The organism is Verrucomicrobiia bacterium (assembly GCA_035629175.1).
Classification (GTDB): domain Bacteria; phylum Verrucomicrobiota; class Verrucomicrobiia; order Limisphaerales; family DASXHY01; genus DASXHY01.
On sequence record DASPIL010000048.1, the window covers coordinates 65,566 to 84,826 of the forward strand.

Annotated in this window: 7 protein-coding genes; 3 read left to right on the plus strand and 4 right to left on the minus strand. The window is 59.3% G+C overall.

Features of this window, described 5'->3' with window-relative positions:
- Nucleotides 1–3: 3 nt before the first annotated feature.
- From VEH04_08475 to VEH04_08485, 3 genes are read left to right on the plus strand one after another with little or no spacing between them, the layout of a single operon-like run.
- The gene (locus VEH04_08475; protein ID HYG22802.1) at nt 4–1,317 is read left to right on the plus strand and encodes a secretin N-terminal domain-containing protein; all 1,314 of its coding nucleotides are present in this window, start codon (nt 4–6) and stop codon (nt 1,315–1,317) included.
- A 31-nt stretch (nt 1,318–1,348) separates the two neighbouring features.
- Complete coding sequence (locus VEH04_08480) at nt 1,349–2,536, plus strand: hypothetical protein (GenBank protein HYG22803.1); 1,188 nt, start codon at nt 1,349–1,351, stop codon at nt 2,534–2,536.
- 16 nt (nt 2,537–2,552) lie between these two features.
- Nucleotides 2,553–4,091, plus strand: coding sequence for an ATP-binding protein (locus VEH04_08485; GenBank protein HYG22804.1), 1,539 nt, complete (start codon nt 2,553–2,555; stop codon nt 4,089–4,091).
- Nucleotides 4,092–4,163: 72 nt separating this feature from the next.
- Here VEH04_08485 and VEH04_08490 read toward each other — a convergent pair whose 3' ends face one another.
- The 4 genes from VEH04_08490 to VEH04_08505 form a co-directional block, all read right to left on the minus strand.
- A complete protein-coding gene (locus VEH04_08490; protein HYG22805.1) occupies nt 4,164–5,585 on the minus strand; it encodes an ISKra4 family transposase in 1,422 nt (473 codons plus the stop codon).
- Between the two features lie 108 nt (nt 5,586–5,693).
- Complete coding sequence (locus tag VEH04_08495; GenBank protein HYG22806.1) at nt 5,694–9,299, minus strand: hypothetical protein; 3,606 nt, start codon at nt 9,297–9,299, stop codon at nt 5,694–5,696.
- Between the two features lies 1 nt (nt 9,300).
- A complete protein-coding gene (locus tag VEH04_08500) occupies nt 9,301–12,897 on the minus strand; it encodes a hypothetical protein (GenBank protein HYG22807.1) in 3,597 nt (1,198 codons plus the stop codon).
- A 7-nt stretch (nt 12,898–12,904) separates the two neighbouring features.
- A complete protein-coding gene (locus tag VEH04_08505; protein ID HYG22808.1) occupies nt 12,905–19,183 on the minus strand; it encodes a LamG domain-containing protein in 6,279 nt (2,092 codons plus the stop codon).
- Nucleotides 19,184–19,261: the final 78 nt, after the last annotated feature.

Sequence of the window (19,261 nt, forward strand, 5' to 3'; positions counted from 1 at the left end):
ATCATGAAGACAAAAGCATTGGTTATTGGCGTGCGCATGATCGCGCTGGCCGCGATTGTTAGCACCACCACCGTCATGCATGTGGCTGCGCAGGAGGAACGCGCATCAACCCCGGCCCGAACCGCCGGCGGCGCAATTGAAAGTGCCACTCAAGTTGCGGAGGCGCCCAGCGCGCCCGCCGCAAACACCTCGGCAGCGGAAACAGAGCCGCCGCAGGGGATCGTGAGCACGAACGGCGGATTGAAACTGAACTTCCGCAATGCGCCCATCGAACTCGTGCTGAACCACCTGAGCGAAGCTGCGGGATTCATCATCGAATACGACACCCGCGTGAGTGGAACCGTGAATGTCATCAGCGGCCAGCCAATGACCCGCGACGAAGCCGTCGACCTTTTGAATTCGGTCTTGAATCGCAATGGCTATGCAGCGGTGCGAAGCGGCAATCGCACGTTGAAGATCATGGACAAGAGCACAGCGATGCTGAGCAACCCGGTCCGTGTTGGCAACACGCCCGAGTCCATTCCGAACAACGACGAAATGGTCACCCAGATCATTCCGATCCGCTACGTCGAGGCAGCCCAACTCGTCAGTGACATTTCGCCTTTCGTATCATCCAACGCGCGGATCATCGCGAACCAGGCCGGGAATTCCATCGTGATCACTGACACGCAGGCGAACATTCGTCACCTAGTGGAAATCATTTCGGCAATTGATTCCAGCGCCGAGGATGTCACCGAGGTGAAGGTTTTCCGGTTGCGCCACGCGGATCCCACTGAAATGGCAACACTGCTCTCGGGATTGTTTCCCGATCAGACGGGAACAGCGCAGGCACCGATTCGGTTTGGGAATCGCGGCGGACGTGGTGGTGGGGGTGGTGGGTTCGCAGGCTTTGCAGCCGCATTTGGCGGCGGAGGAGGAGGTCGCGGCAATCAGGCCGGTGGCGCCAATCCGCAGTCCGACCGCATCCGCAAGCGAAATCAAGTTCTTGCTGTTGCTGATGCCCGCACCTCGACAGTCGTCGTGACGGCTACCAAGGATCTGATGGAGCAGATCACCGAAATGGTGGATCAGCTCGATCAACCAGGCAAAGCCCAGCGCATGCAGGTCTTCCGCATCAACAACGCCGATCCGAATGAGGTCCTCTCGGTGCTCCAGGACACGGTTGGAACTACAACGGCTCGCAACGCACGCAACAGCCAGAACAGTCCATTCCAGCAACGGATTCAGCAGAATCTCAACAACCAGAACAACCAGGGCTTCGGCACCGGCACCGGCCGGGGAGGCGGCGGCGGTAATCTTGGCGGGAGTCTGCGGTAATTCTCACCGCCCACTCGGTAAACTTAACACTATGAATCGACCCTCAACTCTGCGCTGCCTTGCCGGCTTCTTCGCTTGCTGCCTCGCCACGTTCACTGTTCACGCTCAAGGCCAGGGTGGCTTTGGCGGGTTTGGCGGCTTCGGTGGAGGCGGCCAGGGCGGCAACCAGGCCAATCGCGCCCGGGCCGCCGGCCAGTACACCCCAAACAACCAGGTCGGCGCCGCTCAGGTGTCGATCGATGATTCCGGAAATCTCGTTGTCATCGGCGACGAAAGCACGATCGAACAAATCCGGCAGGTCCTCGCTGATCTCGACGTTCCGCGGCCGCAGGTTCTTATCAAGGTGGTATTCCTTGAGGTGCAACATACCGAAGGCCGTGACATCGGAATCGAAGGCGCGTATGGCAAGAACATCGGCAATGGAATGACGAACAATCTCGCGACGGTCTTCGGCGCGAATGGGCTGAACAGCATTGTCACGAACGTTTTCCCGGTCGGCCCCGGCCAGGCGGTTCCAGCGCTTGGGTCGCAAACACCCGGCGCCGGCGTTTACCAGATCCTCGGCAGCGACTTCCAGGCAACGCTTCGCGCCATCGCACAGGCGGGCAAGGCACAGTTGCTTTCGCGGCCCTCAATTCTCGCCCGCGACCGCCAGCCTGCCACAATTCAAATCGGCCAGAATGTTCCATTGATCACGAGCGTCAACTTCACTGCACTCGGTGCCCAGCAGAATGGCGTCTCCTATACCTCGATTGGAATCATCCTGCGGGTCACCCCATACATCACCTCGGACGGCATGGTCCAGATGATCATTTCCCCCGAAACATCCCAGCTCAACCCGAACGTGTCGGTGCCCATTTCTGCGGGCGTCAACGCGCCCGCGATCGATATCCGCCGCGCCGACACAGTTGCGATCACGCCCAACGGGCAGACTGTCGTCATCGGCGGATTGATGGCCAGCGACAAGGCGTCGAATGAAAGCAAGGTGCCGTTTCTTGGCGATATTCCAATCCTCGGAAATCTCTTCAAACGCAAAACCACAGCTGGCACCAAGACGGAACTCCTGATCTTCCTGACCCCGCACATTGTGGAGGCTCCAGGCCAGCTTGCTGCCCTGAGCACCCGCGAACAGGGAAAACATCCGCTCATCAACAAGTCGATTTCCGAAGAGGAATTGGATCGTTTCCTGGAGCGCGTCCCCGTGAAGAAGACTCCATAGGGACCCCTCTCCAGCCATGCATCATCCCCGCCGCAACCTGCTCGTTTACGCTCTGCTCTTTGCGTTCTGGACGATTGTCATCGTTTGGCAGATCACGGAGCACCGGCGAGTCAAGCAGGTCGCGCAAACCGGGCTCGAGAGCCGGGCACGGGAAGTGGCGGATACTCTCGGGGCATTCATCCGCGGCCTCCAATATCGCGCAGTGGTTCTGTCCGACCGGCTGGAACCCGTGTTGAAGGAACTCGTCAATGACCGAACCAACCGCCTTACGCGTTCCACCGAAATCGTATGGATTGCGCTGCTCAACGCCGCGAACGAGCCGTTGGCTGCAGCGGGCAAGCCGACCATCGAATTAAATCGGGACACCGTCCTGCCGGTCAGCGGCCTTTGGAGTCAACGAGCGGTGACAATGGAATTCGCGGTGGCCGGGGTGCCGGTGACACACGAAGGAACCAACGCCGCACCCACCGTCGTGGTCCCTCCTTTTCGTGATCTCACAAACAACCCGCCTCCCGACGGTTTTCGCGGCGGCCGCGGACGTCGCGAAGGACGATCCGATTCGGATTCCGATGACCAGCGCAGTGGTGACAAGGAACGAACGGAAACACGTCGAGACCAGGAAGGACCGCGTGAACGGCCGCCCCGCCGTCCGTTCTGGGCGCGCGGCCTGAACGAAGCGGAATACCAGGCAGCAATTCAGCGCCGCGAATTGCACGGCCTCATTATCGCTATTTCCACTGATAGCTACCTGGAACTGATTCACTACGATCGAGTCATGCGGGCGATCATTGTGTTTTTCTCCGGCATCTCGGTATTGGGCGCGGCTTTGACCTGGCGGAATCTTTTCAAGTCTTCCGAACTGCAGGTGCGCCTGGTCAGGGCCAGCGAGATGAACACGCACCTCAAGGAGATGAATCTCGCCGCAGCAGGGCTGGCCCATGAAACGCGCAACCCGCTCAATATCATCCGCGGCATGGCGCAGATGATTTCAAAACAGCAGGACGTTTCCACCGACACGCGGGAACGTTCCCGCGCGATCATCGACGAAACGGACAAGGTGACCGCGCAACTTAACGAGTTCATCAATTACTCCCGTCCTCGGGAAGTGCGCCGAACACCCGTTGCCCTGCAGTCGGTCCAACAGGAAGTCGCGCGCGCGCTGAACTACGATATCGAGGAAAAAAGCATCCGGCTCGAAGTGAAGGGGGAGCCGCTGACAATCGAAGCGGACGAGCAGATGCTGCGACAGGTGTTGTTTAATCTCGTCTTGAATGCAGTCCAGGCGCTGGGCAACGGCGGGCAGATCGAGATCAGCTCACAAAGACAAGGAGGTTCGGAGGCGAGCCTCGAAGTGCGCGACAATGGACCCGGTGTTCCGCCAGAGCGCCGCAGCGAAATCTTCAAGCCATACTTCACAACGCATCAGAAGGGAACGGGCCTTGGCCTCGCCATTGTGCAGCAGATTGTCCTGGCGCACGGATGGGAGATTGAATGCCTCGCGAACGAGCCCCAAGGCGCCGTTTTCAGAATTCGCCACTTGAGGCTGGTGAGTTAGTTCGCGCGCTTGGACGCGGAGCTGGGAAGTGCGCAAGCCAATTTTCGCAAGTGGCTTATCTTTGGGCGCATCTCAGTTTCTGGAAAGGTCAGGTGGGGCGGAATGAGGGAACAGGGATGCCCATCTGCGATTGCGCCAAAATGTTTCCAAGCACATCAGTGCTTCATCTCCCTCACGGGTCCAGAACTGCCCGGGACGTTTGAATCGACATTGGTATTGCCGGCACGTCGATTCTATCGCGCCGCTGCCCAGCGGTTCGCCCCGTTTGCCGCCCTCACGGTAACGCATCCGATCCAGATTGGATCCAAAGTAATTGATCTCCTTTTCCACTTTGTCCCGATCGCTGCCGCTCAGGTTCTGCAACTCCCTTTCCAAATTCGAGATAACTCTCTGGGCGCGGTCACGCTCCAGATCGCGTAACAGCGGCTTGATCCATGCCTGCGCCTTCTCTGGCTCATCCGCATACAACGTTTGCGCCACTGTCCAGAGGTGTTGCTTGGCATGAAATAGATCCAGCCGCTGCACGGCGCCTTCAAAGCGATCTTCCACCAGGTTCCAGATCCAAATGGCTCCATCGGCAATCACCACCACGCGCGCTGCCTGTCCAAGACCGTGCCGCATCGCTTCGGCCCACAGTTGCGTTTTCAATGCATCGATACCCATTCGCGTCATCACCGTGCCACGGCTGCAAATGACCGCCCGCTCACCTTTGGTGATCCGGTCCTCCAGGCGAAAGCACGTCGCTGCATATACCCAATGCCATCTTTCCGGCTTCTGTCCGGCCCGGGTCCTTTGCTCCGTCTGGCCCCACTCATCCCGTTCCCGGATGTTCCAGGCGTCAATCTCTATGACGAGGGTAAAGGGTTTGCCGTCCTCGGTACCACGCACCTTCTGAGCCGTTCCAAGGGCGGTCTGCATCGCAGCATCGAGTTGATCGCGCAGGTCTTGGGCGCGTTTTCCCTGCCGGGCAGCCTCCCGGTGCAGTGTGGCTGGCGGCAATTCCACTCCGGTCAGCCGTTCCATGACGGCGCTTGCTTCGGCGATCGGCATCTTGCTGCCCACCAGCGCCGCCATTTCCTGCACGGAAGGAGAGGCGCTACCACCCTCGGCGATGCCGAGCAGATCGTCGGCGGGAAAACGCCACTCCTCACATTTGCGGCACCAGCCGCGGCTGCGCTGGATGGTAATGGGACCAAAGCGCGTTTGAATGGTGCGTTTGTGACCATGTGTGAGGCGGGTCAGTTTGGCTTTGCAGACCGGACAGAGAGGCGGTGCCGTGTCGACTTTCTTCTGCGCAACCTCTTCGGCGACGGTGCGCTCCAAATCACGCGTTCTGCGTGCGATTTCTTCCTCGATGTGGCCCAACGTGTGGCCCTGGTCATCGATGCTCCGGTCCAGGCCGGCGACAAGGCGTTTTTGCCAATCCAATAACGGCTGGCCAAACGCCTTCAAACTGCTGTCGGGAGGAACCGATTTCACACAGCAGTTGCTCATGTCCATCGCCTATATCACAAACCTTCCCAATCAGCTCCTCAAAAAATGAGATGCGCCCCTTATCTTTCACACAGAAACAGGCTGAAGCCCGCGCTTCTGTTCAATGCCTCACCACTTCAGCCTGTAGTACTCCGCGGCATTCGTGCGTACATTTCTCCGCACTTCAAACACTCCGTTCGTGATGGCGTAAGGGCCCGGCAACGGACGCCACACCGCGTTCGGGGCGAGGTTCGTTGCAACCTCAACGGCGAAGCCTGCGTAGGCGAGCGGCCAGTTCAGCACGCTCTGGCTGCCCGCAGATTGCAATGAAAGCTGGGGTTGTGCTGGCGTCAGAATCATCACGCCGGAATAACGCAGCCGAAAATACCTGGTGTGAGCCAGGGAGGAACGCGGTTCGCGATATTCGTAATAACCGCCATTCAAAAAGTAGGGGCCGGTTAACGCGGTCCAGCTCGCGTTGTGCAGGTTGGTGGTATACTCCAGCGTGAATCCTTCGAAATCGGTGCTCCAATAAACTACTGCCGCGTTCGGCTCCAGCCGGATGAATAACCCTGAATTCGCAACGGGCTGCGGAACCTGCGCGACCACGATGGAACCCGCAAAGTCGATTGGATCCCCTGGCGACGTTGGCAACAGGCGCGGCAGGCAGTGACACGCTTCGCCATTCGCTGCCAACGGAATGACCCACAAGCCATTAGTGCCGCCGATCCGTCCCGAACCAACGAGGCAGGTTGCGTCGGGTTTCCAAATTGCCCCTCTTGGGAATCCATCCCCCGGCGCCGATAGCGCTGTGATTTGCCGCAGATTGCTGCCGTCGCCATTGACGATCCAAAGGTTCGTCCCACGATTTTCGATCGTGCTGAATTCACCATCTGCGATCAGGAGACTCCCGCCATCCGGCGACCATGCAGGCCAGCGCCAACCGCGAACCGGCAGCGGCAACAGAGTGGGCGCGCTCCAATTGGGCGGTGTCGTGTGAATCCCCGGCGGACCGTTTGGCCCCAGCACGTGATAGGCGAGGCGATCGTTGGCGGGATTGGCTACAGGCGCGTCAGCAAAACAGTCGGTGGGAAACGGCACGGAACTCACGTTCCCGCCCAGCGACCGTGTCCAAATGCTGCAGCCATAATCAAACACAACGTCTGATTGCGAACGGCGCCAGTCAAACCCAACGATCGATGCATTCGCGTTTGTGAAGAACGGCGTTTCTATTCCAGTCTGAAGATCACGAAGCCAGAGATCACCGCGCAGGAAAACCATTCTGCGGCCGTCATCACTGACGCGCGGCTTGTGACCCCGCGTAACAAAGGTTTCTCCGCTTCCATCCAAATTAATCGCCCAGATGGATCCATGCAGAACGTTTGTGTCGACATGCCCATACTGCAGGTGATCGACCTCCCAATCGCCACTTCCAGGCATCGAGATCGTGATGCTTGAAATGCCGCCGGAATTTACGATCCCGAAAAACCGGTCTTCGCCCTGGCTTGCACCCGTTTGAAAATCTCCCAATCCAAAACCCGAATGTGTTCCCAACGAGGCGCCGTTCGCATCCAATGCCGTGAAAGTCACATTCCCGTTTCCAAATACTCCTGAACCCTGTCCTACGTCTGTCCAGACAATGCCCGCGTGCGTCGGCAGCCGTCCGCCTAGCGCCTGCCGATTAAACGTAATCGTGAGCGTCGTCTGGCCGGCTGAGTAGTAGGACCGTCCGCCCGGGTCCGAAGAATCGGCACCCACACCTGAGACGATCCATCCGCCACTTGCCGAGGCGCCGGGCACATTGAACGCAGAGTCCTCAAAGTTCTCGAGGTGCAGGTAGGTGAAGCCCGGTCCGCTGAACGGCCCTTGATTAAACGACAGGTACGGCGATGGACCCTGAAAACCCGAGAGTTGAGCCAGCGATGAACGACGGCTGTAAAACACCGTGCCGCTTGCCGAGATTTGCAGGAAATTCGTACTCAGCACGGGCGGCGTGTTGGTCCCTGATTCGCCATCAAGATCAATCAACGGCTCGGCTGGAGGATTGGTGCTTCCCAGGTCGTAACTTGCGAGCTGAATTGTGCTCCGCTCCCCTGACAGGTTCTGGCCGTAATACTCAATCGCAGCATCGTTGGTGAGAGCAAACGGCGCGGTGTAATTCTGCCAGCCGTTCAAATTGATCCGATAAAAGACCTCATCCGCCGCGTTATGCTTTCCAAACGAGATTTGAACCGGCGGACCATAGCTGCCAGGCGGCGGAGAAATCGTGATTACGGACGGCACGACGGTTCGCGGTGGCGCGTACCCGAAAAACGAAATGTCGGGTCGATACTGATTGGCCAGGACGTACCCGGTGCCCGCCGGTGGGGCGCCAAAGTTGTTGGTGGCCGGATTTCCAAGCCCTGTTGCAGTGCCGGTGTCGGCCTCGACACGCACCGACAGCGAACCCGGGAAGCCAATAACTCCACTGCTCCAAACCGGGGCGGCGAGTGATCCAATCATGTTCGCGGCACTCGATAGAAACGGTTCAGCCTGAAACAGCCAAACGTTCCCGCGCGTTGAGCTTGTCGTGATGGATGGCAACGGCGTCGTCGCTTGTGCCACATAGTTCGTTCCCACGCGCGAAAACACCTGGGCCGAAACCGAGCTCACAGAATTGGAATTGCGGGAGAGGACTGCAAATCGGCCCGTGCCAAGCCCGACCACTGCATTCACATTCGTCGCGGTGCCGCTGCCAAACTGGTAGACCGTTTCCAGCAGGCCGCCTGCGCTCGGGCGCATGCCCGCGACCCCGTTCCCGAATTTCACCACCGCCATGCTGTTCGTGGCTTCCTCCACGATGAAAATCTGCTGAACGGCGGATGGAAACGCGCTGGCGGTGCCTGGCCCAAATTGGAAACCGCCAGGCGACGCAACAATTGAATGAACCATCACGTTGGACTGGCCCGGAACGAAAAACAGCACGCGCGGGTGGGGTTCGTTGTGGAAGGTGCCATACACGAATTCGCTTCCCGCCGGGAGATTGGATCGCACCAGCACGGGAGCAGCCGTATTCGTAAAGGCGTAAGCGACGAACGTGTCATTGCTGCCCCGGCGCATCGCTGCCACAAGCGAGATATCGCCTGGGCTCCGCCGAAACAGCCGTCCCGAATCCAGAAAACCTTCCGCCGCAATCTGGTCACTGAACGTTGCGATCCCATCAGCCAGAAACGCGAAGAGATCCAGCAGCATGATGCCAGGGTCATGAGATCCGGCCGAGAGCCAATCGCGATCATCGGCCAGTCCATAAGGCGAATCGAGCGCAACGAGAAGCGTGGTTCCGGGATGGGACGGGCTCATGCTTGTGACAATCCCGACCGTGTTTGAAACGGTCATGAGCTGCACGCGGTTCAGCGTCGGGGATGTGACCGCGATCGCTTCCCGGTTGGTTGCAGTAAACCGGCCAATCGCGAGTGCCCCCACCGATTCCACCCCGCTGGCAATGGGCCCCGACCATGTCAGCACACCGGCTCCAGAATGATGTCCGACTCGGACGTTGCCCGTAGCCTTGTCGAGAACGAGCACGTCCGCCAGGCCATCGCCATTGAGATCACCTGAAGCGTGAAACTCATCCGCCGTTTCATACACCAACGGAGCCGCAGACAGCGGCGGCAAGAACAGTGCGACCAATGCAGCGGCGAAACAAAGCGACAGCCGCGGGGCATCAAGGCGCCAGTTATAGTTCAGGGTTTTCACGTCAGTTCCCATTCAATGGATTGAGCGGGAGTTCAATCTCGCCGGCGGGAATGATCTCCTGCACTTCACGCTGGCGATCGAACCGCACGACGAAATACGCGTAGCGCGCCCCAGCCAGCACGGGCTGCTGATCGCGCACGTACAACAGATAATACGAATGGTCGTTATACGTCTCGCCCCGCAGCACAAACAACCTGTCCGGAATGATCACCGTGCGCCCACCCGAAATGCTGATCCATGGAATCCGCTCAATCATCGGGGAAACCTGCACGACATCTCCCGACACTCTGGGGAACAGCGCATTGGTTACTTGCTGCCTGTAAATGACAAGCGGGAGCAATGGCTCGTTTGCACGCGATGCGTCGCGCGACTTGCTTCGGAACAGGCCCATGTGGGGATCGGGATTGAGAATGGAATTCGCACCGTTGTAGAAGATGAAGTTGGTTGTGCCAATATTCGGCGTAGGGTTCAGGCTGTTGTCGATGCGTCCAATCCGAATTCCAACCGGCCGAAGTTTGTCTTCGTGCGCCCCTTGAAAATCAAGAAACGCCGTCGCGGCGACCCGCGGCCAGAAATCAGGGCTCTCGCCGGGTTCGAGAACATCAAAGTCCTGCGCGGGCGGAAGCGGCCGCTGCGGCCACGGCACGGTTGCGAGCACCACGGGCGGAGTCCATGTGAACCGCCAGACTTCTGACGTTGCGCTGTCCAGCACCTTTCCCTGCTCGTCGACGGGCGCCACAGAAATGTCATAGGGAAGATTCGGCAGCACGGTCGCGGTGATCGTGAACTGCGGCCCCGGCCCGAAGGCCGCTCCAATCAGCGGGGTAAGATGCGCCTCGGTGAACGAGATGTACTTGAGCTGCCCCGCGAGCAGTCCTGCAAACGCGCTGGCCGCCTTGTAGGCTGCGTAAGGCTTGAGGCTGGCGCTGATCAATCCGCTGCTGGTCCCGGCCGAGGGCTGGTCAGCTCGCGCCACTTTGAACTGGAAACGCGACACCCCCGCTGTCGGACAGAACCAGTTCAACACAACCTGCGGATTGGTGACATTGCCGATGGGTTGCGGCTCGGCCAGTACCGGCCTCGGAATTTTTCCGGGCTTCACATTCTTGCAACCAATGAACGACAAGGGACTGCCATTTCCATGCTGATCCAGAAGCTGCACGAAATAGCATAAGCGTGCCGCGCTCGGTGGCATGGCTTCATCCTTCGCTTCAATGATTTTTCCCAGGTTGGCAGGGTCATACAACGCCGCGCCCTGCGCGAAGAGGGTTAACGGCCCCTCGTCAACGCGCCGATACACGCGATACTCAGCAGTGCGCAACGTCAGCCGGAAGCGTATCCGCAGGATCGCGGTCGGCTGTGAATCCGCGGCAGCCGATATGTGTTCCGGGCAATCGCCCGCGTCCGGCAGATTCACCACGCACGCTCGAAATGGAGGCACCGGTCCCACAAGACACGCAGGATACGAAACCCAGTAAACGCCGTCCGGCTCAGGCGTCACCACCGCAACATCGGTCCATGTATTTCCATTTAGCGCCTGGATCAGCGCGGTTGGGTTGCCGCCGAAGTTGAACCGCATCGCGACCATCCCGCTGGCATCTGGCACAACGCTGCTGGCAGGCAGGCATTGTGTCTGCCGCCCATTGAATGCCACGTACAGGGGATCCGCTGAGTTCAACACCGTCGATAAAAGCTGGCCCGCATAGAAGATGACTTCGCGCTGCTGGTTTGCGGGGAAGGGATAGCTCACCACAGCCATCGCCTCGCGCGAAACGCTGTCATAGGCGGTGCCTGCGACACAGCCGATCTGGATCGTCCGCGTCTGGCTCGAGATCAGCGCAGGCGAATCGTAGTCCCACTGCAGTGTGTCGCTGTCGGGCGGGAAATAGAGCGGTCCAATGGTGCGCTCCTCAAAATTCACGATGTTGGTGATGTTGAACATCACCCATGCGATCCCCCGGTCGCGCCGCACACAGGTCAGCCTGAGGCGAATGGTTTGGGTTTCGCCAATGCTGCTGTTCGTCCCGAAACCCTGGAAGTCGACGACGGGAGTGCCGCAACTGCCAACGACGGTTCCCGTGGTCGCAGGCGGACCTTCGCGCTGCCGCAACACCCCCCATGCGGGGCCGGCGTGTGGCGACAGCAACGGATCACATGCAGCAATGCTTGCCGCACGGACCGTATACCAGCTGTTGCTCAGACCGGGGGCGGTAAACGCGCCAGGCGTGTTGTCGAGCAACGCGTTCTGCATCGTTCCCGCCGCATGGGTAACCACAGCAATGCGGTTGCTGAACGGGCGGGATTCGTTGGTGAACATCGCGGACGGATTGATCCATCGATAAACCCAATACTGATGCACCTGATCCGCGGCGTTTGTGTTCTGCTGCCACAAGACCCGCAATCGCGGCAGGTTCGTCGATCCGGGAATGACCGCGTTCTCCACGCGCACATCCGTGGCAGGACCCGGAGGAATTCTACGGCACGCCCGCGCGAGTCCCGCCGGTGAAACAAAACCGGGCCGCCCGAGCAGATCGCGCGCAGTCACGAAGTAATAGAACTCCTGCCCATCAGTGAACGTGCTGCTCGTGCTCCGTCCATCGTCCGAGAAAAAATAGGTCACGCGATCGCTGGGATCATCGGCATGACCCGGCCCGCTGCCTGTTCCGTAATCCGTGGTGGTTACCACACTGCCGCGATTCGCCCGCGCGAAGTTGGGATTGCTCAAGAGCTGAGCAGATGCAGGCGGTGTGAGATGAAAATTAGCCGCTTCCGCCGCAGCACGTGGAATGCGCCAGACATCAAAGCCAGAGTTCAACACCGACAATCGACGCAGCTCTGGCGGCGTGCCCCAGCGCAGGCGCACACGAAGGTGATCGCTCGGATCATTGGTGATCACCTGGAACGGGCGGCCCGGCGCGGGAAGCACGACGACGGCTCCAGGCGTAACTGTGACACGTCCCGCGACATCGCCTGCTGCGCCGGTCACAGGATCCAATTCACGCAGCTCGTAGGTTGTCGTCGACGCAATCACTTCCGTGAACGCACGACCCAGCACAAGCTGCATTCCAGGATTGCCCGTTCCCAGCAGGTGAAGCGCCTCATCGAGATCCGCGTCTGTGGCTGCCGCCGCGGTCGCGGTCGCGATCTTTTGCGCCGGAGTTTGGTTGGTTATTCCTGGAACATCGCGCAGCAGGAATCCAAGCGCGTCATTCAAAGTCGAAAGATTCTGCCCGAGCGCAACGGATTGATTCAGGAGGTTGTTGATTGCCGGAGCTGCAGTCTGCCGCGCCATGATCCCGCGCAAAGTGAAAGTCCCGGCAGCCGCCGGGTTTCCGGCTTTTCCGTAAACTGCAAATCGCTTGCCGCGGGCGGCGACTCCATCCACAGCATCCAGCACGATGTAGCTGCGTTCCTGCCCGGCGCTGTTGATGGTTGTGCCGGCGGTGTACAGGAGATTTGAAAGCGGCGTTTGCGCTGATCCGTTCAACACGCACACGATCGAAAGGAGAAGGGCGGAGAACCAATGAACCAGCCCCGGAAAATTGACCCTTGAGGCCATCCACTGTCGCACTGCATTCGGTTTTCGGATCGCGTTCATCGCACGGTTAGAAATCCACTTCGTAATCAATGCCGCCATCGCCGATCGTGCCGGTCACGGTCAGAGACTTGCATGCCTTGAGACAGACAGGGCACCAGCCAATTTTTCCGCACAGGCGCGCTTCACCCTGCAGCGTCAACCGTCCGATGCTGTCGAGCCGGAACGCCGTCGCCCATTCGGCCGACGCGCTGATGATGCAGATCAGGTCCACGTTCACCGTGATTTTCTGGCGGCCACCGATGCTGCCAAGCGCGGGACCACCCTGGTAATACAACGCGCTCGTCACATTGGCCCCGATATCCAGCAGGCAGCTGGATGTTCCAAAGAGGATCTCGGACAATGATAACCCTCCGCCGAACTGCAGATAGATCCCGCTGAAGTCGGAGATCGCGACGATCAAGACCTTGGGCGCCTCGGGATCGATGAACACAAGCGGATCGATGGAACAGGACTTTCCCGCAAAAATGCCGGCCGTAAAATCAACGGGTATTCCAAGGATCACCACCGTGGCGCCCGCCTTTGCGGCGAAGTAATTTTCCAATTGGCCAATCGCAAGCGACGCGCCGAAATCGTTCAGACTGACTCCCTTGAACCCGACCTTCCCCTTCACTTCGAGCGATCCGCCCACACCCAGCACAGCCCCGCTTTGCAATGTCCATCGCGCCTCGATGCTCAGGGTCAACGGGGTCCCGCCACTCACGCCGAGCCAGTCGAGCGGAATATCCTTCGCCCCCAGCGTCACTTCCGCCGCCGGAGCGCCCGAGGGAATGCAGCTCAGTGCAGTCGATTGCGAATTGAGTTCCTTGATGTCCATGTAAGCCATGAACTTCATCGAGTCGGGCATGTTCATCTCGATCTCGGAATCGAGATGAATCTTTCGGAGCGAGTCGCCCTCAAACGTGGGCGCGCCCCGAATTTTTGCCGACAACAGTGAGCCGCTCAACAGGCCGCCGCCCTTCATGTTCTGGAACAATCCATCCGTCGCGCCGGCGATTTGCGAACTGAGCCCATCACGGATCGATCGGTTGACCTGGTCAAAGAGGACGTCCATCAACTGGTCGAGGAGGAAATTCTTGTCGTAAAGAAACTGACGCAGTGTCGTTTGGTAATCCGAAGACACCTGTGAACTGAGAAACGCAACCACGAGTCGTTCACGAATTTCCCGCCTGGCGCGCGCAGGATCAGCGATGAAGTAATCGCCGGCCGGCCCGACAACCGCTGCGAGATGATTCGAGAGCGTAGCCGCGGCAAGCTGCGTGTAGCTGCCAAGAGTGGCAGCCGTGTGGTTGGCCCGATTCAGCGCCTCGGCAAAATCATTGTCGGCTGCGAGCCCGCCGACCTGCATTCGGACCTGATTGAACTCGTTCCGGAGTTGTCGCAGTTCGCCTTCAACCTTGGCGAGCGTCGGTTCCAGGTCGCTCAAAAGGCCGTTCACCAGGGAATCCGCCAAACCTGCCGCAAAGCCGAGAACGGGGCCCTGATCGGCCGCGAGTTTTTGAATGATCGCGCGCACGACATGACGTTTGCCCCCGCTGTCCTTCTCCAGAACGCGAATGAACAACCCGAGCGTGTCATCTGCATCCTGCAGCGCGCGGTTGAGCTGGCCGAAAATGGAATTCGCCTGCCCGATCGTTCCGTTCAGGTCACGCACTGCATTCTGCAGGCCGTTGCTGCTCGCGGTCACAATGGCAGGAGCCTTCGCGAGAAGGTTTGCTTTGCTAACGGCCAGCTCGGCAGAAAGGGCATTGTAAAGGCTGTTTACAACGGGATCGAGCGCGGGTTCGAGCACAGGGCGGAAGAAACCCTCCGAATTCTCGCGCAGCGCATTTTGCAGGCTCCGAAATCCAGAGGTCAGCCCCGCAGTATTCAATGCCGAACCGAGCTGGGCGCGAATCGCGTTCGACACGGAATTTAACGGCCCATTAAGTTCGTTTAACGCGTCGTTTGCAAAATCCAGGACTTTGATGCGCGGAAGCTGGAGGTTGAGATCCTGCGCGAAATCAAGGTCGACCTTTCCGGGAGTCAGCTCCTTCAGACGGCTGTCGACATCGATGACTGGCAATACAACGGGCGAATCGACAAAGCTGGAAAACTGCCGCAAGACGGGATTCCAGGTGAGCGGATAATCGAACAAGGCAACATCGATCCAATTGCGTTGCGCGCGCGGCCGGAAACTTTCGTCGGGTGAATTCCGATACGCAGCCACTGCCCCGCCAGGCCACGCATCGTGCTGCGGATCGAACCCGGGCGTGTTGAAGTAATCCTGCGTGCCGCTGCGCCATCCGCGATTCGCGGTGATGCCTTCCTCCGATGGCCATCCGCCCATGATGGAGATTTGCGAGTTCGTCGGACTCGTCGGCGTGACGTGCAGATGCACCTTGGTATCGCGGAAGAACGGCACGCGGATGCGACCCACGAGGCTGTAGAAGCCAGCCTCCGGCCGCCCGGATGTTTCCCAATTGTTGAAGTATCCGGCCGCTGCAGTGGTGAGCGGATAGGTGCTGCCGCCAGGGCCCTGCAGGTGGAGCTGCGCAGGAACAGGGAACCGCGAATCCACCCCTTCCACACCCGTCGCCAGCGTCGTCAGATTGCCATTATTCTTGAACCCGAGCGCCGTGTGAAACGCCTGCGGGATGAACGGCAGTTTGGTTTCCACTCCCAGCACCAGATACCGCTCCGTCAGGCTGCATGCATTGCCGGCCCGCGGTTTGAATTGCAGGCTGAGAGGCTTGATCGCGGTGTTCCAATAAACCATCTGCTTCGCCGGAATGTTCGCGGGAAGGCGCGCCGAATCCAGGTTGCCGCGGCAGAGAAACTTCATTCTCTCAAATTCCACCGGAAAATTGGAAGGATGCGGCAGGGAAATGACTCCGTCCGTCCTGGACTCCCAATTCTCGCTGTCCAGATACGACAGCCGATAACTCGTGAAGCTGAAGGCGTATCCGTAAAGGGTCATCGTGGACGGAAACGTCGCCGATTCATGAATGCCGCTCACTCCGCCGAATCGCGCATAGTACTTGGACCGGGGCGTCAGCGGGTAAGAACCGGTGTCCTGTCCTGCAATGAAGCTGCGGCCCTGCGCGGGTGCGCGGAAATTCAATCCAGCGTAGTTGCCGAAACCGCTGGCGTAAGCAGGTGTCCCCGGACGCTCGACATAATTGAGGTTCGTTGCATTACCCCAGCCTGAGAAGAGCAGCGCCCCGGGACGCTGGACTGCGGGCAACACCGTTTGGTCGCCTCGCAGGAACGTCCCGGCAATGTGATAGGCGCCTTGCTGGACATCAGAAGTGCGCTGGGCGTAAGTGGCGCTCCCAATGAAACCCCACGTCAGGTTGGTTGGCGGAATCGATCCATACGCGAGCAGCCCGCCGTCCTGTGTGAATGTGAACTCAGGCAGCCCAAAATGTCCCGGCGGACCCGTGAAATTCAGCACCTGCAAGCCAATTGTCGGAAACACAGAGCATCCCGCCTCGGGCGAGCAATCGCGCGCATACGGAATTGGCGCAGGTCCCGCGAGCAGCACGTAACTCGAGGCCGTGTCGATTAAATCGTTCGTGACAACCAGCGCGCCGTCAATCATCGGGAGATGTCCGGCAATGTTGCGATTGAGATACGGAAAGTGCGGCCGATACTCGTTCTCCTGCAAGTCGACCTGCAGGGTCACCAGAGCGGCGCCGTGGGGGCCGGGTCGGACGAGCAGCGGAGCGCCAGGAACGGCAACCGCATTGCGGTAATAACCGTCATTCGAAACGCGATCGCCCGCCAGCGGCTCCACCAGGACACCGCGCAGATCGCTGAGCTGGCGATCCTCCTGCTGGCGAACGAACTGAACCGACTCCGCTTGCGCGACATGGAATTCGCCCTGCGGAATGCGCCATTCCACCTGCGTTGCACCGAACAGCAGCGGCTTGGTTTCCTCGGAAAACCAGAGCAAATCCGTGTTGTAGGAAGCTGCGGTGAAGAAAATCGATGCAACTGTGGGAACAAGGCTGCCGGTCAGGACAATATTGGTTCGGGTGGCGAACGGAAAATGCACGCGGCTATTCGTCGTCGTCTGCATCCCAAACCCCGTTGGAAACCACGCTTCAATGCGGCCCGCAGTGGCGCCCCCCGAATGCAGCTGCAATCCCGGCAAACGATAACGCACGCCAGCCGTTTCAAAGAACTGCTCGGCCGATGCAAGATTGAACGCGCCGCTGACGTTGGTCGCAGTGCCATTCACCCCAAGGTCAACAAGAAACGCCGGACCACCAAAACGAACGGCTGGCGCAAGGACCAGGTACCCGCCGTTCGCGGAAATCTGAATGGAAAGGCGCTGATGCGTCGGTGGAAAGGCCGCCGCCAGCGAAGGCGGCACCGCGAGGTTGGTGAAGATGCTGTCAACAGGCCCATGCATGAGATGACCATTGAAGTGCAGCAAACGCGTTGGTTGCGTTGTGTCGGACCCATCGACCACAAATGCGCTCCCATTCGCGTTGTGAGATAGCGTCACCACCGCTTCATACAGCAGGTTCACGGAATCGAGCTGAACTCCTGGCTGTGGCAACAGTGACATGACGCTGGATTGCGCGAGAACTCCAGCGCTCAACGGCTGCGGCGCCGAAGCGTTATAGGCCGGCATTAACGCACCCACAGCCGAGCTCGCGGGTTGAATCTCGATGGGCGCACCCGTGCCGGCAACCCGTAACGCAGCTTGCAGCCGATTCGTCACAAGTTGATCCGCCGGCGCCGAGGCGAAGTCGTGGAATCTCCGGATCAACCCGCGGGCGTTGACGGTGAATGCGTTCTGGGAAGGAGCGGTGCTGATGGCAAATTGCCGGGCGAATGTCGGAACGCCGGGAGACGCAATCAGGTGCGTTGAACCGTCTCCAAGGTAAGCCGTTGACCCAACCCACGCCGGACTGTTTACAAGGGTTGCATGATGGAGATTCGCTGACGCATCAACAGTCGTCGTGCCAGCGCCTTCGTCCATGTGCCAGCAGGCTGCCAGTCCCGCTTCGTTCCCAACGAGCGGACGATTACGGCCCAACTGGATTTCACTGGCAGACAGCGCACGACTCCAGATTGCCACTTCGTCAATGGCGCCAGTGAAGTGGATTGCGGAAATATCGTAACGCCCGATTTGGAAGGGTTGTGTCGATGTTGTCGCGCCAGGAGTGCCGGCCCATGCGCTCGATCCCACGAGTATTCCATCCAGGTAAATCCGGCCGCCTGGAGGATCCACGACAAGCGCGACGTGATGCCATCCGCCGTCCGCGACGCTCGGCGCGGTGTGCACGTCGAGTGCAGAATCGGCAGGGGTTCGATAATAGAACGCGCGCACGCGGCCACTTTGGATTCCGATCGCCCATCCGTTCCCCGTGGCGTCGGCATACTTGCTCAGCACGCCAACGAAAACCGGGGTCGCATTCGTGGTTCGAAACCAGGCTTGCGCAGTGAGCGGATAGGAATTCAACGCCGCGGAATGCGGCACTTGCACGAAACCGCTCACGCCATTGAAGCGGATGGCATTGGTCGCAATCGTTCGCAGCGCGAGCGCCGCATAGGACGGAGGCCGTGAAACTCCATTCAACGCAACCCCGTGATGAGAGTTGGTTGCAGAATTATTGACTGCGCTGCCGGCCGTTTCGTCGGCGCGCCAGCATCCCACCAATCCATCTTCCGAACCCTGCAGCACGCGATGCTTGAGGTAATTCACCTCGCCGCTTGTCAGCGCGCGATTCCAAAGCGTGACCTCATCAAGTTCCCCTTCGAAACTGTTGGGATAGTTGTGATACCGGCCAAACTGGAGGGGCTCGGTTCCCGTCGGCGGGCCGGGCACTCCAGTCCATCCGACGGTGACGCGAAGATTGCCGTCCACGTAGATCGAACCCGAAACAGGGGAAATTACGAAGGCGATGTGATGCCATTGGCCATCGGCAATAAACCCGCCATCCACCCCGAACGGATTGCTGAGAACCCCATTGGCTCCGCCGCGCAGGTACCAGGCATAGAGATTTCCGTTACGGATGTTGAGTGAATAGCCGTTGAACGAAGCATCGAAGTATTTTGTGATCACGCCATCCACGAGGTTCGTCACGCGCGCCGTTTTGATCCAGGCGGTGATCGTGAGCGGGAAGGCGTTCAATGCCGGACTGTGCGGAACGCTGACGTAGTCATTCGTGCCCGTGAAGCGCAGCGATGTACCCGAGGCAGGTTGAGCCCCGGAGATCCAGGTAAATGCAAACGCTGCGACAAAAGCAGTCGCTGTCGAAAACCGGCGGCAAACTAAAAGGAATGCGCTCAATCGCAGCGAGTGGGTGGAAAGCTTCTACATCCAAGCATCAGCACAGGTAAAGGAAATAATCAGTCCACCTGCTCTTTT